28 protein-coding genes are annotated in these 25,439 nt (G+C 68.6%); 16 read left to right on the plus strand and 12 right to left on the minus strand.

Annotated features, from left to right (window positions below; genetic code table 11):
• Positions 1-456 carry a MarR family winged helix-turn-helix transcriptional regulator gene (locus ACQPWU_RS05040; protein WP_433437227.1) on the minus strand — a complete coding sequence of 152 codons (456 nt, stop codon included), beginning with the start codon at positions 454-456 and terminating at the stop codon, positions 1-3.
• A gap of 129 nt (positions 457-585) precedes the next feature.
• Between ACQPWU_RS05040 and ACQPWU_RS05045 the strand changes: the two genes are divergently transcribed.
• Both ACQPWU_RS05045 and ACQPWU_RS05050 read left to right on the plus strand, forming a co-directional pair.
• Positions 586-930: a DMT family transporter gene (locus ACQPWU_RS05045; RefSeq protein WP_433437228.1), complete on the plus strand. Its 345-nt coding sequence runs from the start codon at positions 586-588 to the stop codon at positions 928-930.
• Between the two features lie 36 nt (positions 931-966).
• Entirely contained in the window at positions 967-1,287 is a 321-nt protein-coding gene (locus ACQPWU_RS05050; protein WP_433437229.1) for a DMT family transporter, read from the plus strand.
• A 95-nt stretch (positions 1,288-1,382) separates the two neighbouring features.
• On the opposite strand, the gene ACQPWU_RS05055 is transcribed toward ACQPWU_RS05050, so the two are convergent.
• Genes ACQPWU_RS05055 through ACQPWU_RS05070 form a run of 4 tightly spaced genes read right to left on the minus strand, consistent with a single transcriptional unit; the run spans position 1,383 to position 5,375 of the window.
• On the minus strand, positions 1,383-2,999 hold the full coding sequence (locus ACQPWU_RS05055) for a GMC oxidoreductase (protein WP_433437231.1): 1,617 nt from the start codon (positions 2,997-2,999) through the stop codon (positions 1,383-1,385).
• A 7-nt stretch (positions 3,000-3,006) separates the two neighbouring features.
• Entirely contained in the window at positions 3,007-3,513 is a 507-nt protein-coding gene (locus ACQPWU_RS05060; RefSeq protein WP_433437233.1) for a carboxymuconolactone decarboxylase family protein, read from the minus strand.
• The gene (locus tag ACQPWU_RS05065; protein ID WP_433437234.1) at positions 3,510-4,568 is read right to left on the minus strand and encodes an NAD(P)H-dependent amine dehydrogenase family protein; all 1,059 of its coding nucleotides are present in this window, start codon (positions 4,566-4,568) and stop codon (positions 3,510-3,512) included. The genes ACQPWU_RS05060 and ACQPWU_RS05065 overlap by 4 nt, the downstream gene beginning before the upstream one ends.
• Before the next feature lie 48 nt (positions 4,569-4,616).
• Positions 4,617-5,375, minus strand: coding sequence for a class I SAM-dependent methyltransferase (locus ACQPWU_RS05070; RefSeq protein WP_433437235.1), 759 nt, complete (start codon positions 5,373-5,375; stop codon positions 4,617-4,619).
• Between the two features lie 72 nt (positions 5,376-5,447).
• Here ACQPWU_RS05070 and ACQPWU_RS05075 point away from each other — a divergent pair, with 72 nt between their 5' ends.
• Positions 5,448-6,017: a CGNR zinc finger domain-containing protein gene (locus tag ACQPWU_RS05075; protein WP_433437237.1), complete on the plus strand. Its 570-nt coding sequence runs from the start codon at positions 5,448-5,450 to the stop codon at positions 6,015-6,017.
• Here ACQPWU_RS05075 and ACQPWU_RS05080 read toward each other — a convergent pair.
• The 3 genes from ACQPWU_RS05080 to ACQPWU_RS05090 all read right to left on the minus strand — a co-directional run bounded on the left by ACQPWU_RS05080 (position 6,011) and on the right by ACQPWU_RS05090 (position 7,911).
• The gene (locus ACQPWU_RS05080; RefSeq protein ID WP_433437239.1) at positions 6,011-6,955 is read right to left on the minus strand and encodes a D-2-hydroxyacid dehydrogenase family protein; all 945 of its coding nucleotides are present in this window, start codon (positions 6,953-6,955) and stop codon (positions 6,011-6,013) included. The two genes, ACQPWU_RS05075 and ACQPWU_RS05080, sit on opposite strands and share 7 nt — an antisense overlap.
• A 230-nt stretch (positions 6,956-7,185) precedes the next feature.
• The gene (locus ACQPWU_RS05085; protein WP_433437241.1) at positions 7,186-7,551 is read right to left on the minus strand and encodes a ClpX C4-type zinc finger protein; all 366 of its coding nucleotides are present in this window, start codon (positions 7,549-7,551) and stop codon (positions 7,186-7,188) included.
• Between the two features lie 18 nt (positions 7,552-7,569).
• Entirely contained in the window at positions 7,570-7,911 is a 342-nt protein-coding gene (locus ACQPWU_RS05090; RefSeq protein WP_433437243.1) for a hypothetical protein, read from the minus strand.
• Between the two features lie 317 nt (positions 7,912-8,228).
• Here ACQPWU_RS05090 and ACQPWU_RS05095 point away from each other — a divergent pair, with 317 nt between their 5' ends.
• From ACQPWU_RS05095 to ACQPWU_RS05135, 9 genes are all read left to right on the plus strand, one after another.
• Positions 8,229-10,046, plus strand: a complete 1,818-nt coding sequence (locus ACQPWU_RS05095) for a glycosyltransferase family 2 protein (RefSeq protein ID WP_433445156.1) — start codon at positions 8,229-8,231, stop codon at positions 10,044-10,046.
• A gap of 69 nt (positions 10,047-10,115) precedes the next feature.
• Positions 10,116-11,117 (plus strand): energy-coupling factor ABC transporter permease, encoded by a 1,002-nt coding sequence (locus ACQPWU_RS05100; protein ID WP_433437245.1) that lies wholly within the window; start codon positions 10,116-10,118, stop codon positions 11,115-11,117.
• Between the two features lie 3 nt (positions 11,118-11,120).
• Positions 11,121-11,876: a cobalt ECF transporter T component CbiQ gene (cbiQ, locus tag ACQPWU_RS05105; RefSeq protein ID WP_433437247.1), complete on the plus strand. Its 756-nt coding sequence runs from the start codon at positions 11,121-11,123 to the stop codon at positions 11,874-11,876.
• A complete protein-coding gene (locus ACQPWU_RS05110) occupies positions 11,858-12,607 on the plus strand; it encodes an energy-coupling factor ABC transporter ATP-binding protein (protein ID WP_433437249.1) in 750 nt (249 codons plus the stop codon). The genes cbiQ and ACQPWU_RS05110 overlap by 19 nt, the downstream gene beginning before the upstream one ends.
• Positions 12,608-12,702: 95 nt before the next feature.
• Positions 12,703-13,041, plus strand: a complete 339-nt coding sequence (locus ACQPWU_RS05115; RefSeq protein WP_091080528.1) for an STAS domain-containing protein — start codon at positions 12,703-12,705, stop codon at positions 13,039-13,041.
• Between the two features lie 49 nt (positions 13,042-13,090).
• Positions 13,091-13,864 (plus strand): SDR family NAD(P)-dependent oxidoreductase, encoded by a 774-nt coding sequence (locus tag ACQPWU_RS05120; RefSeq protein WP_433437252.1) that lies wholly within the window; start codon positions 13,091-13,093, stop codon positions 13,862-13,864.
• Between the two features lie 7 nt (positions 13,865-13,871).
• A complete protein-coding gene (locus ACQPWU_RS05125; protein WP_360683243.1) occupies positions 13,872-14,636 on the plus strand; it encodes a crotonase/enoyl-CoA hydratase family protein in 765 nt (254 codons plus the stop codon).
• A gap of 128 nt (positions 14,637-14,764) precedes the next feature.
• On the plus strand, positions 14,765-15,385 hold the full coding sequence (locus ACQPWU_RS05130) for a rhomboid family intramembrane serine protease (RefSeq protein ID WP_433437254.1): 621 nt from the start codon (positions 14,765-14,767) through the stop codon (positions 15,383-15,385).
• A gap of 63 nt (positions 15,386-15,448) precedes the next feature.
• On the plus strand, positions 15,449-16,345 hold the full coding sequence (locus ACQPWU_RS05135; RefSeq protein WP_433429273.1) for a transposase: 897 nt from the start codon (positions 15,449-15,451) through the stop codon (positions 16,343-16,345).
• Positions 16,346-16,365: 20 nt separating this feature from the next.
• On the opposite strand, the gene ACQPWU_RS05140 is transcribed toward ACQPWU_RS05135, so the two are convergent.
• The 3 genes from ACQPWU_RS05140 to ACQPWU_RS05150 form a co-directional block, all read right to left on the minus strand.
• Positions 16,366-16,956 carry a TIGR00645 family protein gene (locus tag ACQPWU_RS05140; protein WP_433437256.1) on the minus strand — a complete coding sequence of 197 codons (591 nt, stop codon included), beginning with the start codon at positions 16,954-16,956 and terminating at the stop codon, positions 16,366-16,368.
• 129 nt (positions 16,957-17,085) lie between these two features.
• Complete coding sequence (serC, locus tag ACQPWU_RS05145) at positions 17,086-18,195, minus strand: phosphoserine transaminase (protein WP_433437257.1); 1,110 nt, start codon at positions 18,193-18,195, stop codon at positions 17,086-17,088.
• A gap of 207 nt (positions 18,196-18,402) precedes the next feature.
• Positions 18,403-19,509: a citrate synthase 2 gene (locus ACQPWU_RS05150; RefSeq protein WP_433437258.1), complete on the minus strand. Its 1,107-nt coding sequence runs from the start codon at positions 19,507-19,509 to the stop codon at positions 18,403-18,405.
• Positions 19,510-19,765: 256 nt separating this feature from the next.
• Here ACQPWU_RS05150 and pdxH point away from each other — a divergent pair, with 256 nt between their 5' ends.
• Both pdxH and ACQPWU_RS05160 read left to right on the plus strand, forming a co-directional pair.
• Positions 19,766-20,419, plus strand: a complete 654-nt coding sequence (gene pdxH, locus ACQPWU_RS05155; protein ID WP_433437260.1) for a pyridoxamine 5'-phosphate oxidase — start codon at positions 19,766-19,768, stop codon at positions 20,417-20,419.
• Positions 20,420-20,429: 10 nt separating this feature from the next.
• The gene (locus ACQPWU_RS05160) at positions 20,430-21,665 is read left to right on the plus strand and encodes an MFS transporter (RefSeq protein ID WP_433437262.1); all 1,236 of its coding nucleotides are present in this window, start codon (positions 20,430-20,432) and stop codon (positions 21,663-21,665) included.
• A gap of 2 nt (positions 21,666-21,667) precedes the next feature.
• On the opposite strand, the gene ACQPWU_RS05165 is transcribed toward ACQPWU_RS05160, so the two are convergent.
• Complete coding sequence (locus tag ACQPWU_RS05165; protein WP_433437263.1) at positions 21,668-22,285, minus strand: UdgX family uracil-DNA binding protein; 618 nt, start codon at positions 22,283-22,285, stop codon at positions 21,668-21,670.
• Positions 22,286-22,387: 102 nt separating this feature from the next.
• On the opposite strand from ACQPWU_RS05165, the gene ACQPWU_RS05170 reads away from it, so the two are divergent.
• Positions 22,388-23,092, plus strand: a complete 705-nt coding sequence (locus ACQPWU_RS05170) for a metal-dependent transcriptional regulator (protein ID WP_433437265.1) — start codon at positions 22,388-22,390, stop codon at positions 23,090-23,092.
• Between the two features lie 123 nt (positions 23,093-23,215).
• Positions 23,216-25,432, plus strand: a complete 2,217-nt coding sequence (locus ACQPWU_RS05175) for a SpoIIE family protein phosphatase (protein WP_433437267.1) — start codon at positions 23,216-23,218, stop codon at positions 25,430-25,432.
• The last annotated feature ends 7 nt before the right edge of the window (positions 25,433-25,439 follow it).

The raw sequence follows: 25,439 nt of genomic DNA on the forward strand, positions 1-25,439 counted from the left end.
TCATTGAAACAGAGGGCGGGCCGTGGTCAGGAGGGTGCTGATCAGTGCGTTCTGTTGTGCGGCTTCGTCCAGGGCGGCGGACAGCGTTTCCGCATAGGTGCCCCGCGCCTCCTGGTGGCGGGCGCGGCCGGCATCGGTGATGACGGTGTAGACGCCTCGCTTGTCCTCGGGGCACAGGTCGCGGTACGTGAACCCGGCGGCGTTCAGACGGCTGACCAGGCGGGTGACCGAGCTCTGGTTCAGTCCCAGGCGGGCTGCCAGGTCCTGCATGCGAAGTTCGCCGTCGTCGGCGCCGGCCAGGAGCTCAAGGGCGCGATATTCGGACAGGCCGAGGCCGTGTTGGCGTTGGAGTGCGGTGCCGAGGCGATGTTCGACATGCGCGTGCAAGGTCAGCATCTGGTTCCACATGTGCGCATCCCCGGTGTCGCTCGTGGCGATCGGGGCCGTTGATGTCATCACGTGGTCTCCTTCGGCAGCACCGGGACTCCGGCGGACGATCTAGTCATATTGACACAAGCTTACTTGTACATACATACTCTCCCGAAGTGATTGCATATACATACAACTACCTTGGAGTAACTCCCCATGGCCTGGATCTACCTGCTGGTCGCCTCAGTCTTCGAGGTGGTGTTCGCCCTGGCCACCAACGCCACCAACGGCTTCACCGAACTCGGTCCGTCCCTCCTCACGGCCGGGGCCGCCGCCGGTGGCATCTTCTTCCTCAGCCAGGCGCTGAAAACGCTGGACGTGGGCGTCGGCTACACCGTGTGGACAGGCATCGGCTCGGTCGGCACGGTGGTGCTCGGGACCGTGATCTTCCACGAGCCGATGAACATCTGGAAGGCGCTCGCCTTCGTCCTCATCATCGGCGGCGTTCTGGGGCTCAAGCTCGCCGACAAGCTCACCAAGAAGCCGGCCGCCGCCGGCTGACCGATCAACCATTGTTCTCGCAAGGAGCACACCGTCATGGCCTGGTTCTATCTGTCGCTCGCCGTCGTCTTCGAGATCGCCTTCGCGCTCGGCACCAACGCCACCCAGGGCTTCACAAGGCTGTGGCCCTCGGTTTTCACCCTGCTGGCCGCAAGCGGCGGCATCTTCACCCTCAGCCTGGCACTAAAGACGCTGGATGTGGGCGTCGGCTACACCATCTGGACCGGCCTGGGCTCCATAGGCACCGTCCTCTTGGGCGCTCTCATCTACAAAGAGAAGATCACCCTGCCCAAGCTGCTGTCCTTTGCCGCCATCATCCTCGGCGCCATCACTCTCAAGCTGGCCGCCGGAGCCTGACATCGATATCGATGGTCCCTTGCTACCCCCCAGCATGCCGGCGGCCCCGCGAAACACTGCCTCGCGGGGCTGCGCCGCACGTGGAGGGCCATCCGTCAAAGGTCGGCGGAAATGATTCTTTCGATGTTCCGTTCGGCGAGCGCGGTAATGGTGACGAACGGGTTCACGGAGGTGTTTCCGGGGATCAGCGCGCCGTCTATGACGTACAAGCCGGGATAAGCGGTCAGGCGGCCGTAGTTGTCAGTGGCCTTGTTCAGCACCGCGCCGCCGAGCGGGTGGTACGTGAGGTGGTCGCCCCAGATCTTGTAGACGCCGAACAGGTCGGTACGGTAGATCGTCCCTTCCTTCGCGTTGATTTTGTCGAAGATGGTCTTGGCCATGTCGATGGACGTTTGCTTCCACGACGCCTGCCAGCTCAGATCCACCTGGCCGGTCGCGGCGTTCCAGGAGAACTGGGCCCGGTTCGGAGTGTTGGTTATCGACAGATAGAACGAGGCGTAGGTTTCGATCCCGGTGGGCAGCGGGGCCACTTCGGCGAATGCGCCGCCCGCGGTCCAGTTGTCGATGCCGCAGCACGGGATGGCCGACTGGAGTGCGCCGGTCGGGTCCCACAGGTGATTGGCCCGGCCGCACATGACGTTGCCGTTGTCGCCCCAGCCCTTGCCGATCTCGTTGTTCAGGTTGGGGAGCGCCCCGGTGGCCTTGAGCTTGACCAGCAGCTTGCTGGTGCCCACACTGCCGGCGGCGAAGAACACGCGGTCCGCGGTCACGGTCTTGGTGGTCGTGGTGTCGCCGTTGGTGTTCAGCTGGTCGATGACGACCGTGTAGCCGCCGCCGGTCGCCGGCGCGACCGAGGTGACCTTGTGCAGGGGCGAGATGGTGACCCTGCCGGTGGCCTTGGCCTGGGCGAGGTACGTTTTCTGCAGCGACTTCTTGCCGTAGTTGTTGCCGTAGAGGATTTCGCCGGCCAGGGCGGACTTGGTGGCCGTTCCCGCCGCTTCCTGCTTCATGTAGTTCCAGTCGTACACGTCCGGCACGAAAACGAACGGGAAGCCGGAGCGCTGGGCATGCTTGCGGCCGACGCGTGCGTATTGGTAGCAGTCGGTGGAGTCGAACCAGGCCGGGTCCACGGTGGCGGCTCCGAGGCCGGCGTTCGCGCGGGGGTAGTAAGTGTCGTACATTTCCGCCGGGTCCACGGAAGGGAGGATGGCGGCGAAGTTCGCGCGCTTCGGGGTGACCGCCATGCCGCCGTTCACCAGTGAGCCGCCACCGACGCCGCGGCCCTGGTAGACCGTGATGCCGCTGAAGTCCTCCGCGTCCAGAACGCCGGTGTAGCGGGGGATGTCCCGGTCGATGGGGAAGCCGAGGAAGTAGTTGAGCGGGGCCTTTGTCCTGGTACGGAGCCAGTAGGAGCGGTAGTCGGGCTCGCGCGTGTTGCAGAAGATCTTGCCGTCGGAGCCGGGGGTGTCCCAGGCCATGCCCATCTCGACCATGTGCACGTCGACGCCCGCCTGGGCCAGGCGCAGGGCGGCGACCGAGCCGCCGTACCCGGTGCCGATCACCAGCACCGGCACGTGCGCCCCGTTCGCGATCGGGCCGGCGGCCGCGGCGGCGGGTCCGCCGAGGGCCGCTACCCCCACGATGGAGCCGGCTCCGGCGAGGAAGCCGCGGCGCGAGATGCCGTTGCCCGAGGGGAGGTTGGTGCTGCTCATGTGGTCCTCACTTCCTGCGCTGCGGTGTGGGTGAGGAGCCGCCGGTCAGCGTGCATGTGGCGTCGAGGCCCAGCACGTGGTTGAGGCGGCCGAACGCCAGCCATGAGCCGAGGCACATGCTCAGCTCCACGATTTCGAGCTGGCTGTAATGCGCGGTCATCCGCGTCCAGAACTCGTCGTCGAGCCCGTGGTGGTCGAGGGCGTACCGCTCGGCGTACTCGGCGGCCAGCCGGGTGCGCTCGTCGAAGGCGTCGGTGGTGCGCCACTGCGTCACCGCCTCGTCGAACTCCTCCTCGACCTTCTCCCCGTCCCGTTCCGTGCGCCAGTCGAGGCAGAAGGCGCACCCGTTGATCTGGGCGATGCGCAGCCGGGCCGCCTCGAACTCGCGCAGTCCCAGAGTGCTGTGGGCGTACACCGACATCGAGAACTTGGAGGCGGCGATCCCGATGCCGGGCACCATCTCGCCCCAGACGTACGCGATCGGGTCCTTGCCCTGGGGGATGTCGATGTTCACGGCCGGTTCCCTCCGAGTCTGCCGGGGTTCAGCGGGACGTCGAGCGCGTCGTACAGTCCTGGCTCCGCCTCCGCGAGCCAGGCGATGGCGCCCACCAGCCGGGCGACCGCGGTGGCGTTCCCGCCGGCGGAGCTGTTGCCGCCCTCGTCCGTGGCCTCGACCGTGACCTCGATGCGCGGGCGGCCCTCGATGATCACCCGGTGCGCGCCCACGCCGTTCGGGGGCGTCGGCCAGTCCGGGGCGCAGGACGGGTGGATGCGGGTGACGTGCTCGATGACGATGCGGGGCTCGCCCCCGACGATGCCCTGTACCTCGAACCGCACCGCGCCCTGGGTCCCCGCCTCGAACTCGCCCACTGTGGCGTCCAGCGGGCGCCGGTCCCGGGTCTCGCGGATCTCGTCGAGCTCGACGCCGAGCGCCCTGGCCATCAGGCGTACCTGCCCGCCCCACACCATGGTCGGGACGGTCGGCGCGATCATGGGCGGTTCGTAGTCCATCGGCTGGCCCATGCCGACCAGGTACCGGACCGAGTCCGGCTGGTCGTACGTGGAGTAGTCGAAGATCTCCTGGCAGCGGATCACGTCGATGGCGGTGCCGAGCCCGCTGATCAGCAGCGGCAGCACGTCGTTGCCCCAGCCGGGGTCGATTCCCGAGACGAACAGCGAGCCGCCGCCGTCCCCTATGGCGGCCAGCACCGGCTCGCGCAGCTCGGGCGGTGCGCTGCGCTGGTCGTAGAGCGCGTACAGGGAGGGGGTGACGACCACGGCCCCCGCCCGGATCGCCCGGGTGACGTCGGCGAGCGCCTCGTCGGGGCGGAGGTCGCCGGAGGCGGCGTACACCACGGCCCGGGGGCTCGCGGATAACACCGCGTCGACGTCGTCGGTCGCGACGATCCCGAGATCGTGCCCGAGCCCGCCGAGCTCGCCGGCGTCCCGGCCGACTTTGTCCGGGTCGTGGACGAGCACGGCCGAGAGCTTCAATCCTGGATGGGCCGCGACGGCACGGATGGCCGCGCGGCCGACGTTGCCGGTGCCCCAGACGACCGTGGACATCATGGGCGGAGCGTAGCAAGCGCTTGGTTGACTGTATAGGGGTCGAACGCGTCAGTCTCGTACGGCGCACAGCAGGCGGTTGTTGCCCCGCTGCCAGAGCGTGCCGACCTCCGAGAAGCCGGCCTCCCGGAGCGCCTCGACGTGATGCGACAGGAGCCGGGACTCCGAGCCGTGGTGCGAGGCCCCGGCAGTGGTGCGCCGTTCCGCGTTGAGCTCGGCAAAGGCGGGGTCCGCCTCGACCGCGTCCCACCAGGTCCGCCAGTCCTCCGGCGGGTTCGCGCCGAACGTCCGCTCCGTCTCCCGGTCGTGAACGGCGTGCTCCAGGCGGGCGAGGGCCGGGGTGGCGTCGTCGGTGTCCATGTGGTCGCCGTTGAGCAGCAGCCCGCCCGGGCGCAGGACGGCCGCGACCTCGCCGTACACGCTCTTGAGGTCGGAGCCGGAGATCCAGTGCAGCGCCGTCGTGCTGATCGCGGCGTCGGCGGGCCCGTCCAGTCCGAGCGACTCCGTCCACCCGCCGGTGCGGAGGTCCGCGGAGACGAACGTGAGCTGCGGGTACGCGGCACGCCCGAGCCCGAGCAGCAGCGGGTCGGCGTCGACCGAGATCACCTTCGCCTTCGGCAGGCGGTCGAGCAGCCGGGCGGACAGCGAGCCGGGGCCGCAGCCCAGATCGATCACCACCGGATCCGGCCGTCCCAGCGCCTCGACGGCGTCGATCAGGGCGGTGAACCGCTCCTCGCGATCCGGCAGGTAGCCCTCCTGCTGACGGTCCCAGCGCGCCATCCACTCCAATGCGGCATCGTGAGTGAGCACGAACGTCTCCTTGTAACTGTCGTTTAGGCTTTGGTCAGTTACAAACTAGAACATGAAGGTGTAACCGGTCAATTGGATTTCAACAGTCACACTGATGGAGTGGTCAGGGCGGCGGTGGCGCTCGTCAACGCGCTGACCCCGGGTGAGCGGCGGGGACGCGACCATCCGGCGCCGGACGGCCTCGGCGCCGCCGCCACCGAGGCCCTGCGTGCTGTCTATCCGGGTCACCGCGAGGTCACCGAGCCGGAGGGCGCCGAACTGGCCGAGGTGGCCGCCCGCCTGCGTACGGTCTTCGCCGCCGTGGCCGACGGCGACATCGACACCGCGGCCACACAGGTGAACGCGCTGCTGGAGGAGACCCACGCCAGACCGATGCTCCAGCGGCACGACGGCGAGCCGTGGCACCTGCACTTCCACGGCCACGACGGCACGATGGCGGGCGAGTGGGGGGCGAGCTGCGCCACCGGGCTCGCGATCGTGCTGGGCAGCGAGTTCAGCGACCGCCTGGGAGTCTGTACGGCCCCGCACTGCGACCGCGTCTACGTGGACGTGTCACGCAACGGCACCCGCAGGTTCTGCTCCACGGCCTGCCAGAACCGCGTCAAGACGGCCGCCTTCCGGGCCAGGGGCAGAACTCACTGAAGGCGGCGGATCGGAGCGCCGTCGAGGAAGGCGTCGATGTCCTCGACGGCCTCGCGGAAGTACGTACGGTAGTTCAGCTCCGTCACGTACCCCAGGTGCGGCATGGCCAGCACGTTGGGCAGCGTGCGCAACTCGTGGCCGGCGGGCAGCGGCTCCGTCTCGAACACGTCCAGCCCGGCTCCCGCGATCCGCCCCGCCTTCAACGCCGCCACCAGAGCCTCCTGATCGACGATCGCCGCTCGCGAGGTGTTCACCAGGTACGCGCCGGGCCGCATCAACGACAACTCCCGCTCCCCGATCAGGCCCCGGGTCCGGTCGCTCAGCACGAGGTGGATGGAGACGATGTCGGCCTCGGACAGCAGCACGTCCATGCCTGGGGCGAGCCGCACGCCGAGGGCGTCCGTACGCTCCTGGGTGAGGTTCTGGCTCCACGCCACGACGTCCATGCCGAACGCCCGGCCGATCTCCGCCATCCGGGACCCCAGCTTGCCGAGCCCGAGCAGCCCCAGCGTGCGGCCGTGCAGATCAGTGCCCAGGGTGCTCTGCCAGGGGCCGTCGGCGCGCATGGCCGTCGCCTCCGGCAGTAGGTGGCGGGTGAGGCCGAGGATCAGAGCCCAGGTCAGCTCGACCGGAGGGGTCGAGCTGCTGCCCGTGCCGCAGACCGTGACGCCGCGCTCCCGCGCGGCGTCCAGGTCGATGGCGGCGTTGCGCATGCCCGTGGTGATGAGCAGCCGGAGGTTGGGCAGCCGGGCGAGCAGCCCGGCCGGGAACGGCGTGCGCTCCCGCATGGCGACCACGATCTCGTAGTCGTGGAGGGCGGCCACGAGCTCGTCCTGGCTGCCGAAGTGGTCGCGGAAGCTCGTCGCCCGCACTCTCGACCAGTCGGCCAGACCGAGCGCCACTCCCTGGTAGTCGTCAAGCACGGCGCAACGCAGCATGGTCGGCAATCCTACGAGGCGTCCCCCCTGCTCCAGCTCCCCGGGTTGCGGTCCGGGGAGCTGGAGCCCGCTCATTGGGCAGCCGGCCGCTCTGCCTCTTCGTGCAGCGCCAGGATCAGAACCAGCTCCAGGTGGAGCTCCTCGAGATCGGGCGCCGCGAGACCGTCTAGCACGCGCATGTTGGGCCTCCCTGGATATAGGACGTCCCACGCGCCACAACGGTTCAATGCTCAGGTCTCGCTCCTGAAACGTTCCCACGCGGATTGCCGCGTCATGCCGAGCGAGGCACCGATGCGTTCCCAGCTGACGTCCCTGCCACGCAGGTGTGCCACCCAGTCGCGCAGGTTGTCGTCCACCTGTGCTTGTACGACGGCGATTTTCGGGAGGTGCTCGAGTATTTGCTCTTCGGTCATCGTCTCCCACGTCGGGAGCCGGGGCTCGGTGGAGGATGCGAGTCGTTCCTGTTCGAGGATTTGATTGCACAGCCCTATACATTGATCGCAAATGTTCACACCAGGACCGGCAATCATCTTGCTCACCTCCGCACTCTTCTTGTGGCAGAAAGAGCAGCGGATCTTGTCCTTCAAGTCAGGCATGGCCTGACATTATCCCCGTCAAGCTGCACCTGACAACCCCAAGTGCTCCTGCAAGATCTCCTGGCGCTCCTCGGTGATCCTGTGGCAGATCGTCACGTACGCGTTCAGCACCTTGCGGTACAACCCGCGCGCCTGCTCCAGCTGGGCGCGCAACTCCAGGACGCGGTCCACCTCGCCGCGCTGTTCGGCCTCCATCAACAGGGCACGCGCCTCGTCCACGATCTCTTCGGCTCGCATCCTCGTGCGGCGAAGCAGTGCGGAGCACTCGTGCAGCTCTTCCAGTCGAGCCGCCGAGGCGATGAACTCAGCAGAGTGCGTGGGCGAGTCGTGCGCCGCCCGCCTGCGGAGATCCGATCCCATTTACCGCCACCTCCCGGTCAAGGTTGCCTAACTGTAGACGCGCAACTCTCGGGAGCGGATCACCGGCGAACGGCCGGGGGTATCTCAATGATCCTGGTGCAGAGGTTTCTATTCCCCGGTAGGAAAACCTCGTCCCTGAAACTCATTCGGTCCAGGCTGAATGTGGCACTTCAGCGGTTATCAGCGGAATGCCGTAAATCTCCGTTGCTGGCAAAAGCAGGGGATGAAGATGCCCGATTGGCCCCCCTGGAGACCGGCGCCCGTCACATACTGAAACCAACTAGCAGCGCAACGTGACACAGGCGGCGGTGGTGGCGATGTCGGCAACCGGGAACGATGACGACGCGGTTGACGTAAGCGTTGTCATCCCCGCACACAACTGCCGGGCATACCTCGACAGATGCCTCACCTCCGCGCTCGTGCAGCGCGTGAAGAAGGAGCTCATCGTCGTCGACGACGGCTCCACGGACGGCAGCGGCGAGCTCCTCGACCTCTACGCCACCTACCACAAGGACAGCGTCAAGGTCGTCCACATCGACGGCAGCGGTGGCGCGGGCCGGCCACGCAACGTCGGCATCGAGCACGCCACGGGCCGGTACGTGTTCTTCTGCGACGCCGACGACTACCTCGGCCCCGAGGCGCTGGAACGCATGGTCGCCATGGCCGACAGGAACGGCTCCGACATCGTCCTCGGCAAGATCGTGGGGCACGGCCGGCGGGCGCCGGTGTCGATGTTCCAGCAGAGCGCCGACCGCGTGGGCCTCGGCGACAGCAACGTCTACAACAGCCTGTGCTGCTTCAAGCTCTTCAGGAGGGAACTGCTCGAACGCCACGACATCAGGTTCGGCGAGGGCATGCTCGTCGGCGAGGACATCGTCTTCACCGTCCACGCCTACTGCCACGCCGCGGTCATCTCCGTGGTGGCCGACTACGACTGCTACCACCTGGTGTCCAGGCCGGACGGCAGCAGCATCATGCAGCAGAAGGGCAGCAGGGACCCGCTGGCCTGGCTGGCCATGATCAGGCAGCCGATCCAGCTCATGGCCGAGCACGTCGAGCCCGGTCCGCTCCGCGACCACCTGCTGCGCAGGCACTTCAGGCTCGACGCGTTCGCGCAGCTCGGGGCGGTGTTCCTGGAGAGCGACGACGTACGGCGCAAGGACATCGCCCGGGAGGTGGCCGCCCTCTGCGACGAGTGGTACACGCCCGGGGTGCACGAGCTGCTCAACAGCATCGACAGGCAGCGGGCGACCGCGCTCGGCGACATCGACCGTCTGGTGCGCCTGGCCCGCATCGAGAGCGCCACCGTGCGGCGCAGGCTGACCGGGCTGCGCTGGGACGGCGACCGCCTGGTGGTGACGGGATCCGCCCGGCTGGACGGCATCAGCAGGGACGACGGCCTGGCCGTGGTGCTGCGCGCGCGGCACGACCCGGCCACCGAGCTGGTCATCCCGGCCGAGCGCAAGGGGGGCGAGTTCACCGTACGGGTGGACGTGGCCGCGCTCGCCTCGGGGATCTGGGATCTGCGGGTGGCGGTCGAGCTCGAGGGCGTGGTGCGGTTCGGCAGGCTCGGGGGCGAGCGCGACAGCGGCATCAATCTCCCGCCGGCCCGGCTGATCGACGGGGTGGTGGCACTGCCGTACTTCACCCGGGACAACGGCAACCTCAGCATCGACGTCGGCGGCCACGTGGTCGCGGTGCCCGGCACGGTGCGCCTCATCAGGACGAGGTGGGCGCTGGGGCACCGGCTGCTCATCGACGGCGAGGTCAGCGTCGTCGGCACCGCTCCGGCGGCCTCGGCGGTCAAGCGGATCGTCTGGCGCGAGCGGCGGACCGGATGCGAGCGGACCGAGCGCGTGCTGGCGCTGCCCGGCGGCGGGTTCGCGGCCAGGGTCGCGGTCGGCTGGCTCCCGCCGGGGACCTGGGACGCGTACCTGGAGCTCGATCTGGGCGGGCCGCCCGCCCGGTTCAGGATCGAGACCGACGCCGAGACGGTCGCGGCGCCGCGCAGGTGGTGGTGGGGCGCGGCCCTGCTCAGGACCGTGCGGCCGTACGCGACCTCGGGGAAGGGGAGGCTGAGCACCGTGGTGCGGCGGCTGACGGCGCGGACGATCATCAGAAGGATCATGCGCTAATTGCCATCTATGTGCAGGTGCAAGACGATGTCCTAAAGTAGGGACGTTTGCTCTTGCAGGAGGTTTGGCGTGCACGTACCCGATGGCTTCTTCAACGCGGCGACATCCGTCTCGGCCGGCGTCGTGGCGGCCGCCGGCGTCGCGGTCTGTCTACGCGGGGCGCGGCGCGAGCTCGACGACAGGACCGCCCCCATGGCCGGGCTCGTCGCGGCCTTCATCTTCGCCGTCCAGATGCTCAACTTCCCCGTCGCCGCCGGCACCAGCGGCCACCTGCTGGGCGGGGCGCTGGCCGCGATACTCGTCGGGCCTTATACGGGCGTGTTGTGTATGGCCGTGGTGCTGCTCGTGCAGTGCGTGCTCTTCGCGGACGGCGGGCTGACCGCGCTCGGCATCAACATCACGATCATGGGCATCGTCACCGTGCTGGTCGGCTGGGGGGTCTTCCGGCTGGTGGCGAGGGTGACCAGAGGCCGGGTCGTGGTGGCGGCGTTCCTGGCCGCGCTGGTCTCTGTGCCCTCGGCCGCGCTGGTGTTCGCGCTGCTGTTCTGGGTCGGGGGGACCGCGCCGGTCGAGGTGGGCGCGGTGGCCGCGGCCATGGGCGGCGTCCACGTGCTCATCGGGATCGGCGAGGCGCTGATCACCGCAATGACGGTCGGCGCGGTCCTCGCGGTCCGGCCCGACCTCGTGTACGGCGCCCGCGGCCTGGCCAAGCCGCTGGTCCTGCGTGGGGCCGACGGTGAGACCACGACAGTGGGCGGGCAGGAGCCGGCGGCCGCCCCCGGCGCGCTCAGGCCGTTCCTGCTCGGGGGCATCGGCCTGACCCTGGTGCTGGCCGGGATCGCGTCGTTCTTCGCCTCCTCCTCGCCTGACGGGCTGGAGGCGGTCGCGGAGAACAAGGGCTTCCTCTCGCAGGCGAGCGACCATCTGTTCGGGTCGTGGGCGCTGGCCGACTACGGCGAGGTGGGCGGCATTCCGGTCGGGGTGGCCGGGATCGTCGGTGTCGGACTGGTGCTGCTCGTCGCGGGGGGCGTGGCCTATGCCGCGCGGAGCCGTACGAAGGTCAAGGTCTGACTCATGGGTGCGGGGCACCATCACCAGCTCTACCTGCCGGGCGACTCGGTCGTGCACCGGCTGCCGCCGCAGTGCAAGCTGCTGGCCGTCTTCGCGTTCGCGATCGTCGTGGTGGCCACGCCGCGGGAGCGGTTCTGGGTGTTCGCGGCCTACGCCGCCCTGCTGGGGATCGTGGCGGTGGTGGCGAAGGTGCCGATGCCGTACGTCCTGCGGCGGATGGTGATCGAGGTGCCCTTCGTGCTGTTCGCGTTCGTCATCCCGATCATCGGGCTGGGGGAGCGGACCAGCGTCCTGGGGGTCTCGCTGAGCGTGCCCGGGCTCTGGGCGGCCTGGAACATCCTGGCCAAGGCCACGCTCGGCGTGATCGCCTCCATCCTGCTCGCGGCCACCACCGAGCCGCGGGTGATCCTCATCGGGGCCCAGCGGCTCCGGCTGCCGAGTCTGCTGGTGCAGATCGCCATGTTCATGCTGAGGTACATGGACGTGATCGTGGATGAGATGCGGCGGATGCGGGTGGCTCGGGAGTCCCGTGGGTTCGAAGCGCGAGATTTGCGGCAGATCCCGGTGATCGCCCGGTCCGCTGGGGCGCTGTTCATCCGGTCGTACGAGCGGGGCGAGCGCGTGCACCTCGCGATGCTCAGTCGGGGATACTCGGGACGGATGCCAATTATTCAAGATTTTTCAGCATCCGTACGCCAATGGGGCATTGCTCTCGCCCTCCCGGCCATGGCCCTCGCAGTATGGGGACTCTCCTGGTGAACTCTCTCGAAGTCAGGCAGCTCGCCTACGCCTATCCCGACGGCACGCAGGCGTTGTTCGGCGTGGACCTGTCGATCGCCCGCGGCGAGCGCGTGGCCCTGCTCGGCCCGAACGGCGCGGGCAAGACCACCCTCGTCATGCATCTCAACGGCATCCTCACCCCTGGGCACGGAACTGTCACCGTGGCCGGCACCCCGGTGCGCAAGGACACGCTCAAGGAGGTCAGGCAGCGCGTCGGCCTGGTCTTCCAGGACCCGGACGACCAGCTCTTCATGCCCACGGTCAGGGAGGACGTCGCCTTCGGCCCGGCCAACGCGGGCGTGCGCGGCGAGGACCTCGACCGCGTCGTCAAGGACGCGCTGGAGCGGGTCGGCATGCTGGAGGCCATCGACCGGCCGCCGCACCACCTGTCGTTCGGCCAGCGTCGCCGCGTGGCGGTGGCGACGGTGCTGGCCATGTCGCCGGAGATCCTGGTGCTCGACGAGCCCTCGTCCAACCTGGACCCGGCCGCCCGCAGGGAGCTGGCCGAGATCCTGCGCTCTCTCGACGTGACGGTGCTCATGGTCACGCACGACCTTCCGTACGCGCTGGAATTGTGTGAACGTTCGCTGATCCTCTCCGGCGGCGTGATCGCCGCCGACGGCCCCACGCGCGAGCTGCTCTCCGACGCGGAACTGCTGGCCGAGCACCGCTTGGAGCTTCCGTACGGCTTCGCCATCCCTGCGGTATGAGGCCTATTTCAGGTATCTCGTCCGCATCTTCGTAGTTTGTGCATGCCCGGTACCCGGGGATGTCGAAGTACAGTGGCTCATCGAGGAGGGGCCAAATGAAGCTGCGGCTTGCGCGACACGCTCTTGGCGACGCCGTGGTGGTGGCCGTTGAGGGAGAACTCGACCTGTTCACCGCGCCGTTCCTGCGCGACGAGGTGCGTGACGCCATCAAGCAGGACAGCGCCAAGCTCGTGCTTGATCTGCAGCAGTTGTCGTTCATGGACTCCAGTGGGCTGTCGGTGCTGATCGAGGCCTGGCGGCTGGCGACGGGCGAGGGCGGCGGCGTGTCCCTGGCGGCGCCCCAGGCGCCCGTGGCGCGCATTCTGCGCACGACCGGGCTCGACCGGCGCATCAAGGTGTACTCCGACGTCGACAGCGCCGTGGGCGAGATTTGACCGCACCCCGAGTAGAACTTCATTCGGTCTGCGGGTTAGGGTCCGGGATATGGACGTGAACGGATCTGCAGCAATCATCTCCGGCGGCGCCAGCGGCCTCGGTGAGGCCACGGCTCGTGAGCTGGCCCGCGCGGGCGCCACCGTGGTCGTCGCCGACCTCAATGAGGAGCGCGGCAAGGCCATCGCCGACGAGCTCGGCGGGGTGTTCGTCAGGACCGACGTGTCGGACGACGATCAGGTGCAGGCGGCCGTGGACGCCGCCGTGGCCACAGGCAAGCCGCTGCGCGTGGTGGTCAACAGCGCCGGCATCGGCTGGGCCGAGCGCACCGTCAACCGCGACGGCAGCCCGCACAACCCGGCCTCCTACCGCAAGGTGATCGAGGTCAACCTGATCGGCACGTTCAACCTCATGCGGATCGGTGCCGCCGCGATCGCCAAGACCGAGCCGGCCGACGCCGACGGGCAGCGGGGCGTGGTGATCAACACCGCCTCCGTGGCCGCGCTGGAGGGTCAGACGGGGCAGCTCGCGTACTCGGCCTCCAAGGGCGGCATCGTGGGCATGACCGTGCCCGCGGCGCGCGACCTGTCCGCGATCGGCGTCCGGGTGAACACGATCTGCCCGGGCATCATCGACACGCCGATCTACGGCTTCTCGGCCAACGCGGACGAGTTCAAGGCCAAGCTGGTGGCGCCGGTGGTGTTCCCCAAGCGCATGGGGCGGGCCGACGAGTTCGCGCACCTGGTGCGGTCGTTGATCGAGAACGACTACATGAACGCCGAGGTCGTCCGCTTCGACGGCGGCATCCGCTTCCAGCCCAAGTGAGGTCTCGTTGTCTGACGAAGTGCTCGTCGAGGAATCCGAGAACGTCGCCGTAATCACGATAAATCGCCCTAAAGCGCGTAATGCTGTGAACGGGGCGGTGGCGCGGGGGATCGCGGAGGCGCTGGACACGCTGGACGCTCGTCCCGACATTTCTGCTTATGTCCTGACCGGTGCCGGTGGCACCTTCTCCGCGGGCATGGACCTCAAGGGGTTCCTGTCGGGTGACTTCCCGGTGGTCGAGGGGCGCGGCTTCGGCGGTCTGACCGAGTCGCCGCCGAAGAAGCCGCTGGTGGCCGCCGTCGAGGGGTACGCGCTCGCCGGCGGGTTCGAGCTGGCGCTGTCGTGCGACGTCATCGTGGCGTCGTCGGAGGCCACGTTCGGCCTGCCCGAGCCCAAGCGTGGTCTTGTGGCGGGCGCGGGCGGCATCATGCGGCTGCCGCGCCGGATCCCGTACCACGTGGCCATGGAGATCGCCCTGACCGGCGACCACTACCCGGCTTCGCGCCTGTACGAGCTGGGCCTGGTGAACCGGATCACATCGCCGGGGGAGGCGCTCGAGGGGGCGTTGGAGCTGGCCCGCAAGATCGCCGCCAACGCGCCGCTGGCCCTTGCCGCCACGAAGAAGGTGGTCATCGAGTCCGCGGACTGGTCGCTGGAGGAGATGTTCGCCAAGCAGAGCGCGATCGTCGGGCCGGTCTTCGGCTCCAAGGACGCCATGGAGGGCGCCGCGGCCTTCGCCGAGAAGCGTCCGCCCAAGTGGAAGGGCGAATAACCGGGGGAGGGCGCCCACCCGCGCCCTCCCACACCACTTCTGCGCGGGCGCGCCTCCCGCCTTCAGCGCGCGCATAAGCGTTCCTGGCTACGGTAAAGAAAGAGAAAACGACGTACCAGGAGAGGCGCATGAGCGACTATTCGGGTTCCAGGTTCGAGTCGGCCAAGCGCGGCGCCGGGGCCCTCCTGTCCGGTGCGCTGAGCGCTCTCCTCGTCGTGGTCGCCATGCTCGCGGTCATGTGGGTCGTGGAGGGCGTCGACTTCTTCCTCAACGGCTCGCTCGACCGGGAGTTCGGCATCATCGGGTGGGAGCCCGACGGCCTGATCGGCATCCTGTTCGCCCCGTTCCTGCACGGCGGCTTCGGCCACCTCATGGCCAACTCGTTGCCGCTGCTGATCCTGGGCTTCCTGGCCGGGCTGCGTGACCTGCGCAAGTTCCTGTGGGCCAGCGTGCTGATCATCCTCATCGGCGGCTTCGGCACCTGGCTGACCAGCCCCGGCGTCTACACGGTCGGGGCGAGCGGCCTGGTCTTCGGCTACTTCGGCTTCATCCTGGCCCGCGGCCTGTTCGACCGCAGGCTGCTCGACATCGTCATCGCCGTCGGCGTGGGCATCGCGTACTGGGGGATCCTGGCGGGCCTGCTGCCCAACCAGCAGGGCATCTCCTGGCAGGGCCACCTGTTCGGCCTCATCGGCGGCGTGGTGGCCGGCTGGGTGCTGCGCCGCAAGCGCGAGATCCCCGCGTACTAGATCGCTGATGTGAAATTTTGGTGATCGGCCGCGGGCGTGACGAAGGGCGTCCATTGTCGGTGTGTGAAGACTGACTTAGACGCCCTTCTGACCGCACTCTATGTGCATCTGGACGATCACGTGATGCCTTCGCGGGGACGGCCTCGCGGACGGGGCCGGCCGCCGGTGCTGACCCCGGCCGAGGCGGTGGTCGTGGCAGTGGCGCAGGTGCTGCTGCGGTGTGATGACGAACGCCGCTGGATGCGGATGGCGGCCAGCCGGATCGGGCACCTGTTCCCCAGGCTGCCGTCCCAGTCGCAGTACAACCGGCAACTGCGTGATCTGGGGCCGGCCATGTCGGCGGCGGCGTTGTGGCTGGCCCGCCAGGTCCCGACCTGGCACGAGCCTTTGCGGCTGATGGACGGCACCCCGATCCGCTGCGGCGCCTCGCGAGTGACGGTCAACAGATCACACCTGGGTGAGATCGCCGGATACGGCATGGACAAGTCCCACCACGCCTTCTACTGGGGCGCCAAGCTGATGCTGATCACTACCGCTGATGGCGCGGTGACCGGCTTCAGCCTGGCCCACCCCAAAGAGCTCGATGAACGCAAGCAGGCCCTGCACCTGCTGCACGTCCACCAGATAGCCGACGGGCCATGCCCGATCGTGTGCGACAAGGGATTCGCCGGAGCCGGCATCGAGAAGGCCGCCGCCGATCTGGGTCATCTCCTGATCCGGCCGACCCGCGAAGACGAGCCTGCACGCGCCCTGCCCTTTCCCGGCTGGCTGCGCCAGCGCATCGAGGCGATCATCTGGACACTGAAGAACCAGCTCGGCCTCGAACGCCACAACGCCCGCCACCCCGACGGCCTCTGGGCCCGTATCAGCCAGCGCATCCTCGCCCTCAACGCCGCAATCTGGCACAACTGGAACACCGACGCACCCGTGAAACGGTCCCTGACCGCCTACGACCACTAACCCAAATTCACATCAGCGATCTAGCCGCTGAGGTGCGACCGCGTGTGCTCCGCGGGCGAGGAGGACAGCAGGCGGTCGATGTAGGCGAGGCCGATGGCCGAGGCCACGAAGGCCAGGTGCATGATCGTCTGCCACATGATCTTGTCGTTCGGCGTCGACTGGGCCCTGATGAACGTCTGCAGCAGGTGCACCGACGAGATGCCGACGATGGCCGTGGCCAGCTTGACCTTCAGCACGTTCGCGTTGACGTGGGAGAGCCACTCCGGCTCGTCGGGATGGTCGTCGAGGTTGATGCGGGAGACGAAGGTCTCGTAGCCGCCGATGATCACCATGATCAGCAGGTTGGAGATCATCACCACGTCGATGAGCGCCAGGACGGTGAGCATGACCACGACCTCGGGCGACGGCGTCGCCGCGGTGGCTGGCTCGGTGTGCAGGAACACCGTCTCGATCAGGTGCCAGAGCTCGAGCGCGAACTGCCATACGTACACCGCCTGAGCCACGATGAGGCCCAGGTAAAGGGGGACCTGGAGCCATCGGCTGGCGAACATGAGATAACCGAGGCTCTTCGACCGGGTCATCGCCTGGCCGGGACTGAGCTTTTCGGGCAAGAAACGTTTCCTACTATTCAAGCCGGGAGGGTGGGTCAAACTGACGAACGGCCAGCAACGACAGGCGCCGGTGCTGGCCAGGTTCGCGCAGAGCGTCGAGGAGGGGACGCGCTCACCCTCCTGGGGCCGTCAGAGGCGCTCGACCACGTAGTCGACGCAGACCGTGAGCGCCTCGATGTCGGCCGGGTCGACGGCCGGGAACATCGCGATGCGCAGCTGGTTGCGGCCCAGCTTGCGGTACGGCTCGGTGTCGACGATGCCGTTGGCGCGCAGCACCTTGGCCACGGCCGCGGCGTCGACGGTGTCGGAGAAGTCGATCGTGCCGACCACCTGGGAGCGGAACTCCGGGGCGGCGAACGGCGTGGCGTACGACGACTTCTCGGCCCACGTGTAGAGGCGCTGGCTGGACTCGCCCGTGCGGGCGGTGGTCCAGGCCAGGCCGCCCTGGGAGTTCATCCAGTCGAGCTGGTCGGCCAGCAGGAACAGCGTGGCCACGGCCGGCGTGTTGTAGGTCTGGTCCTTCGCGGAGTTGTCGATCGCGACGGGCAGGCTGAAGAACTCCGGCACGTAGCGGCCGGTCGCGGCGATCTCCTCGACCCTGGCCAGGGCGCGCGGCGACATGATCGCGATCCACAGGCCGCCGTCGGAGGCGAAGCTCTTCTGCGGGGCGAAGTAGTAGACGTCGGCCTCGGTGATGTCGACGGGCAGGCCGCCGGCGCCGGAGGTGGCGTCCACGAGCACGAGCGAGTCGTCGGAGCCCACGCGCTTGATGGGCATCGCGACGCCGGTTGAGGTCTCGTTGTGGGTGAGCGCGTACGCGTCCACACCCTCCTCGGCCACCGCGCTGGGGTGGGTGCCGACCTCGGACTTGATGACGCTCGGCTCGGCCAGCCACGGGGCCTTCTTGGTGACCGCGGCGAACTTCGAGGAGAACTCGCCGAACGACAGGTGCTGGGACTTGTCGCGGATCAGCCCGAAGGCGGCGATGTCCCAGAACGCGGTGGTGCCGCCGTTGCCAAGCACGACCTGGTAGCCCTCGGGAAGCGAGAAGAGGTCGGCGAGCCCGGAGCGTACGCGGCCGACCAGGTTCTTGACCGGCTTCTGGCGGTGGGAGGTGCCCATGAGGCTCGCGCCGGAGGCGGCGAGCGCGGCCAGTTGCTCGGTGCGCACCTTCGAGGGCCCGCAGCCGAATCGGCCGTCGGCGGGCTTGATGTCAGCGGGAATCACGATGTCAGCCACGTGACCAGGGTACTGACCCCGCGAGGATGATCCGGGACCGGGGCTGGAAACTGAGAAGAACCCCACAACCGCTCGATGGACCCCGCGGGTTCCTTCCGGAACGACCCGGTGTCGCGGGGCAGCCGCACGGCCGACGAAAAGGCCCCGGGAGCGCCGCCGAACTCGAGGTGAAGTGCTCGTTCGGCTGACGTGCCGGGGCCGATCGCGTCAGAACTTCCCGGCCACCTCGGCGGCGCCGGGCACGTCGCTCAGGGGACGCGAGGCGGGGCCGACGTAGTTGGCGCTCGGCCGGACGAGCCGGCCCGTGAGCTTCTGCTCCAGGATGTGCGCGGCCCAACCGGCCGTGCGGGCGCAGGTGAACATCGAGGTGAACATGTGCGACGGCACCTCGGCGAAGTCCAGCACCACGGCCGCCCAGTATTCGACATTGGTGGCCAGCACGCGATCGGGCTTGCGCGCGTGCAGCTCCTCCAGCGCGGCCTGCTCCAGCGCAGCGGCGACCTCGTAGCGGGGCGCGTCGAGCTCCTTGGCGGTACGGCGGAGCACGCGGGCGCGCGGGTCCTCGGCACGGTAGACGCGGTGCCCGAAGCCCATGAGCCTGTTGCCCTTGTCGAGCTCGCTCTGGACGTACTTCTTGGCGTCGCCGAGCTGCTCCACACCCTCGATCATGTGCAGCACGCGGGCCGGGGCGCCACCGTGCAGCGGGCCCGACATGGCGCCGACGGCGCCGGAGAGCGCGGCGGCCACGTCTGCCCCTGTGGAGGCGATGACGCGGGCGGTGAACGTCGAGGCGTTCATGCCGTGCTCGGCAGCGGAGGTCCAGTAAGCGTCGATGGCCTTGACATGCTTGGGATCAGGCTCACCGCGCCAGCGGATCATGAAGCGTTCGACGATGGTCTTGGCCTCGTCGACCCGGCTCTGCGGCACCATCGGCAGGCCGAGCCCACGCGCGGACTGCGCGACGAACGAGAGAGCCATGACGGAGGCGCGGGCGAGCTGGTCGCGAGCCTCCTCGTCACTGATGTCGAGCAGGGCCTTGAAGCCGTAGGCCGGAGCCAGCATGGCCAGGGCGCTCTGCACATCTACGCGGATGTCACCGGAGTGGACAGGGATGGGGTACGGCTCCGCCGGAGGCAGGCCCGGCTGGAACTTGTTGTCGACCAGCAGGCCCCAGACCGCCCCGAACGGGACACGGCCGACCAGTTCCTCAATGTCGACGCCCCGGTATCGAAGGGCGCCCCCTTCTTTGTCCGGTTCCGCGATCTCGGTCTCGAAAGCTACGACGCCTTCGAGCCCGGGTTTGAAGTCGGACATACTCGGCCGCCTCCCTTTCCCTTGCCATGTTTGGGCAATGCTGTGCCAATGGTTGCGGCCGCTGCGGGGGTCGTTGGCATCGGTGGCCTCGTTCTCTCCCCCCGAGCTCCTCCGCTCTGTTGATGTCGAGATACCGGCGGGTCAATTTAACCCCTTCCCAGGTCGTGCTTGGTCTCGGGACCCGCTGTAAGGCCAAACCCGCTGGTGAGAGGGGATGCATGGGATCTACCACACAAGCGCGCAAGAATACCGTCTCGTGGATGCCACCCCGCGCCCGCCCGTGCTGGCTGGGCTTCGCCGTACCTACGAGGGCGAGCCGCTGCTCGAATCAGACCTCGCGTCCGAACCGATAGAGCAATTCACCATGTGGTTCCAGGACGCGCTCGAAGCCGGCCTGCCCGAACCCAACGCCATGGTCCTGGCCACCGCCTCCGCGGGCGGCCGGCCCAGTGCCAGGACGGTCCTGCTGAAGGGCTATGACGAACGCGGTTTCGTCTTCTACACCAACTACGAGTCGCGCAAGGGCCGCGACCTGGCCGAGAACGCCCGCGCGTCGCTGCTCTTCCCCTGGCACCCGATCCGCCGCCAGATACGCATCGAGGGCACTGTGACGCGAATCTCCCACGAGGAGTCGGCCGCGTACTACAACTCCCGCCCGTACGGCTCACGCATCGGGGCCTGGGCCTCGCGCCAGTCGGCCGTCGTGCGCACCAGGGAGGAGCTGGACGACCGCTACGCGGAACTGGCGGCGCGCTGGCCGGAGAATCCTCCGGTGCCCGACTTCTGGGGCGGTTTCCGGGTCTATCCGATCGAGATGGAGTTCTGGCAGGGGCAACTCGACCGGATGCACGACAGGCTCCGCTACCGGCGCACGAGACCCGGCTGGGCCCTGGAAAGGCTCGCGCCTTAATGTTCGTTGAGTGGCAATCGCGGATCTGGTCAAGCGTCATCTGGTAGATACCCGGCCGCTCGGTGTGCCCGACTACCGGCGGCTATGGCTTGGCCAGTCCGTTTCCCACGTAGGCGTCGCGGCGACCATCGTCGCGGTCGGGCAGCAGGTCTGGGAGCTCACCCACTCCTCGTTCTACGTCGGGCTGCTGGGCATGGCCAACCTGATCCCGCTGATCGTCTTCGGTCTCTGGGGAGGCGCGGTCGCCGACGCCGTGGACCGGCGCAAGCTGCTCATCGTCGGCTCGCTCATCGCCTGGGCGGCGACGCTGCTCATCCTCGCCCAGGCCCTGCTCAAGATCGGGAACATCTACCTGATCTTCGCCGCGGTCGCCGTGAACGCCACCGGCTTCGCGATCACCAGCCCGGCCAGGGGTGCGATCATCCCCCGGCTCCTGGAGAAGGAGCTGGTGCCCTCGGCGAACGCGCTCAACTCCCTCGTCTTCAGCACCGGCGCGGTGCTGGGCCCGTTGATCGGCGCGGTCGCGCTGACCACCGGCGGGTTCGCGGCGGCGTACGCGTTGGACGCCCTCCTCTTCACCGGCAGCCTCTATGCGGCGCTCAGGCTGCCCTCACTGCCCCCGCTGGGCGAGGTGAGACGTCCCGGGGCCGGGGCGGTGCTCGAGGGGCTCAGCTTCATCGTCAGGAGCCCCGTGCTGCTGATGTCGTTCGTGGTGGACATCATCGCGATGGTGTTCGCTCATCCGCGCGCGCTCTTCCCTGAGCTGACCGCCGAACGGTTCGGCGGCTCCTCCCTCGCGCTCGGCCTGGTGACCTCCGCCATGGCCATCGGTTCCGCCGCCGGGGCGCTGTTCTCCGGCTGGGTGGGCCGGGTCTCGCGGCAGGGTGTGGCGCTCGTCGTGGTCATCGCCGTCTGGGGCCTGGCCGTGGCCGTCGCCGGGCTCGTGCACGAGCTCTGGCTGGTGGTGGCGTTCATGGCCGTGGGAGGTGTGGCGGACGTGATCTCGTCGGTGTGGCGGCAGTCCATCCTGCAGCTGTACGCGCCCGACGAGATGCGCGGGCGGCTGCAAGGGGCGTTCATGGTGGTCGTGGCGGGCGGGCCGCGCCTCGGCGACCTGCGGGCCGGGGCCATGGCGACCGGGCTGGGCCTGACCGGGGCCTGGGTGGGCGGCGGCATCGCCTGCGCCGTCACGGTGCTGGTCGTCGGCCTCTCCGTGAGAGGCTTCCGCAACTACCGGGCCCGTTAGCGTCACACCACACTGGCCGCGACCCTCAGGTCGGCCACGAAGCCCTTGTACGCCAGTTCCCGGTCGGGCGCGCGCAGCACGGCCGACGGGTGCACCGTGGCCACGGCGAGCGCGTCCCCGAGCGGCACCGGCTCACCCCGGTGCTGGGTCACCCGGAACTCCCGCCCCAGCAGCGCCCTGGCCGCCGTCGCCCCGAGCACCACGATCACCTCGGGCCGCACCACGGCCAGCTCGGCGTCGAGCCACGGCCGGCAGGCGGTGATCTCGGCGGCCGTCGGCTTCTGGTGGATCCGCCTCTTGCCGCGCAGCGTGAAGGAGAAGTGCTTCACCGCGTTGGTGACGTATACGTCATCGCGCTCGATACCCACCTCCTCCAGCCCTTTGTCCAGAATGCGCCCCGCCGGGCCCACGAACGGGTGCCCCTGCCGGTCCTCCTGGTCCCCGGGCTCCTCGCCCACGAGCATGTACCTGGCTTGCTTCGGGCCCTCGCCGAAGACGGTCTGCGTGGCGTTCCTGTAAAGCTCGCAACCCTCGCAGCAGGCCGCCGCGCGGCGCAGCGAGTCGAGATCGAGCTGGTCGGGAAGGAACTCGGCCGCTCCCTTGTTGCCGTCCTTAACCATCGTCGGTCGTTCTCCCAATAGGGTTCCTGTGACTCCTGTGCCCGCTGCGGACGGGCTCAGTCCCCACCTCGACCGGCGTACCATTTACTTGGGAGGACTGCCTTGACCGCACACGGCCTGATCGACACCACGGAGATGTACCTCCGCACGATTTACGAGCTCGAAGAGGAGGGCATCGTCCCCCTACGCGCCCGCATCGCGGAGCGTCTGCAGCAGAGCGGCCCCACCGTGAGCCAGACCGTCGCCCGCATGGAGCGCGACGGCCTCGTCCGCGTCGAGGGCGACCGGCACCTGTCGATGACCGATCTGGGCCGCACGCTGGCCACCCGCGTGATGCGCAAGCACAGGCTCGCCGAGTGCCTGCTGACCCAGGTGATCGGCCTTCCGTGGGAAGAAGTGCACATCGAGGCGTGCCGCTGGGAGCACGTCATGTCGGAGTCGGTCGAGACGCGCCTGGTGACGCTGCTGGACAGCCCCACGGTCTGCCCGCACGGAAACCCCATCCCCGGGCTGGGCGAGCTGGGCGCCAAGGAGGCCGCCGAGGGCGGCGCGAACGTGCTGACATCGATGTCGGACCTGGCAGGTCCGAGAGACACACCCGTCGTCGTGCGGCGAATTAGCGAACAAGTGCAAAGCGATCCTGCTGTGATGCTTAAACTCAAGCAAGTTGGGATACAACCCGGACGCGAGGTGACGCTCGCGGCGAGCGACGACGGTGTGCGGGTGACAGGTGACGGTGACGCAAACGACACTCCCGCGGAGCTTCCGCGCGATGTCGCCGCGCACGTATTTGTCTCCAAGCGCTGACGCGCGCGCGGCTGCTTGGTTGAATCCCTCCTGGGAGGCCCTCCACTCCCCCTTGGCCAAGACTGTTGCAGGAGCGCCCGTGGTCCGCTTTGCGTGCATGCCACCCCGAGGAGTGGTCTCCGGATGAACCGTTGGGGGGATCTGTCACAAGAAACGGCTGATCACCTTAATGCCGGATCTGTGCTCGACCACGCCGAGATGGCGGTGGTCGTCACCGACCGTTTCAGCAATCTCCTCTACTGGAACCCGTTCGCCGAGAAGCTCTTCGGCCGCAAGTCGCCTTCGCGTGACACGCCCGTCCTGTCCCTCGGGATTCTGGAGAAGGACCACCCGCTCGCCATCGATCTGGCCAAGCACGTGCTCAAGGGCGGCGTGTGGGAGGGCACGTTCGACGTCAGACGCGGCGACGGCACCATCGTCTACGTGCGCGCCCAGGCCGTGCCGTTGCGCCACCCCTCGGGCTCGGTGACGGGCATCGTCATCACGGCCCGCGAGGCGCTGCGCAGCAACGAGCGGGAAAAAGACCGGTTCGGCCTGCTCGAGCGCATCGGCGAGCGGCTGGCGGGCTCGCTCTACGTCGAGGAGACGCTCAAGCGGGTCGCCGAGATGCTGGTCCCGCAGTTCGCCGACCACTGCTTCATCGAGCTGATGGAGGGCGACAGGCTCGTCCGCCGGGTCTCACAACACGTGCAGGGGTGGACGCCCCCGCCGGGCACATGGATGCCGGTGGGCGCGGAGATCCGCTACCCCATCGGCCACTACGCGGACACGGCGCTGCGCCGCCAGGAGACCATCCTGGTCGAGAGCTTCGCCTCAAGCAGCTACCCGGCCCCCAGCGAGGGCAGCGCGCAGCTGTGCGGCGAGATCGGCATGACCTCCGCCATCGCCGCGCCCCTGCTGGTGCGTGGTGAGACGCTCGGGCTGATGTACCTCGGCCTGTCCAACCTCACCGAACGGCGCAGCCCCCACTACGACGCCTTCGACCGTGACTTCGTGGGCGCCATCGCCACCAGGGTCGCGCTCGCCATCGACAACGCGCTGCTGTTCGAGGAGGAGCGCCACACGGCGGAGTCGTTCCAGAAATACCTGCTGCCCCGGGCGCTGCCGCAGCTCGACGGCCTCGAGATCGCGGTGCGCTACTACCCGGCGGCCCCGCTCGCCTCCCACGGGCAGGGCATCCAGACCCAGGTCGGCGGCGACTGGTACGACGTGATCCCGCTCTCGGCCGGCCGGGTCGGCATCGTGATCGGCGACGTCGAGGGCAGGGGCGCCAAGGCGGCGGCCATCATGGGCCAGCTCAGGGCGGCGCTGCGGGCCTTCGCCCAGGACGACAAGTCACCGGCCGACATCCTGGCCAGGCTCGACGAGTGGACCCGCATCATCGCCACGCCCGAGCACGACGACAACGGCGCCGAGGTCAGCATCCCGCCCATCGTGACCTGCCAATACCTGGTCTACGACGCCTGGTCGCGCCAGCTGTCGTTCGCCAACGCGGGCCACGCGCCGCCGCTGCTGCTGGTCGACGGCCAGTGCGTCGAGCTCGACATCGAGGAGGTCGGCCAGCCGCTCGGCGTCCGCGCCAAGGGCCTGCACGCCGACCTGGTCTACAAGGAGGAGACGCGCACCCTCCCGCCGGGCGCCGCGCTGCTGCTCTACACCGACGGGCTGGTCGACCGCCGGCCGGGCCGCGACGGCCGGATGCCGAGCGAGGAGGAGACGCTCGGCGTGCTCTGCGAGAAGCTCGCCAAGATGTCCGGCGCCGAGGTCGAGCGCATCGCCGACACCGCCACGGTGGCCGTGCCCGGCGAGATCGACGACGACATGGCGATCCTGGTCGTCCGCTCCAGCGACGTCGACCTCGACGTCGAGGAGCGCACGTTCCCCGCCCAGCCGATCATGGTGGGGGAGGCGCGCCGCATGGCGTCGGAGGCCTTCTCGAGCTGGAACGTCCCCGAGGAGCGGGCCGAGCTGGCCTGCCTGCTCGTCTCCGAGGTCGTGACCAATGTCGTGCTCCACGCGGCCACCGCCAGCATCCCGCGCAGGGAGCTGGTCGTGGAAGGGCCGCCGCTGCCGTTCGAGGAGTCCTGGGACATGCCGGGCTTCGAGGACGAAGTGGTCGGCGACAAGGAGTTCACGCTGAGGCTGCGCAGAGGCGAGGAGGCGGTCTGGGTCGAGGTCTTCGACCAGGATCTGCGCCTGCCGCGCATCCGCAGCGCGGGGGAGAACGACGAGGGCGGACGCGGTCTCTACCTCGTCGACCAGCTGGCCAGACGCTGGGGATCGCGTCCTACCAGGGAAGGCAAAGCCGTCTGGTTCGAGATTCCCACCCGCGGCAGGTGAGTGATTA

Origin of the sequence: Nonomuraea sp. CA-141351, from assembly GCF_050944675.1 — a bacterium.
Classification (GTDB): Bacteria; Actinomycetota; Actinomycetes; order Streptosporangiales; family Streptosporangiaceae; genus Nonomuraea.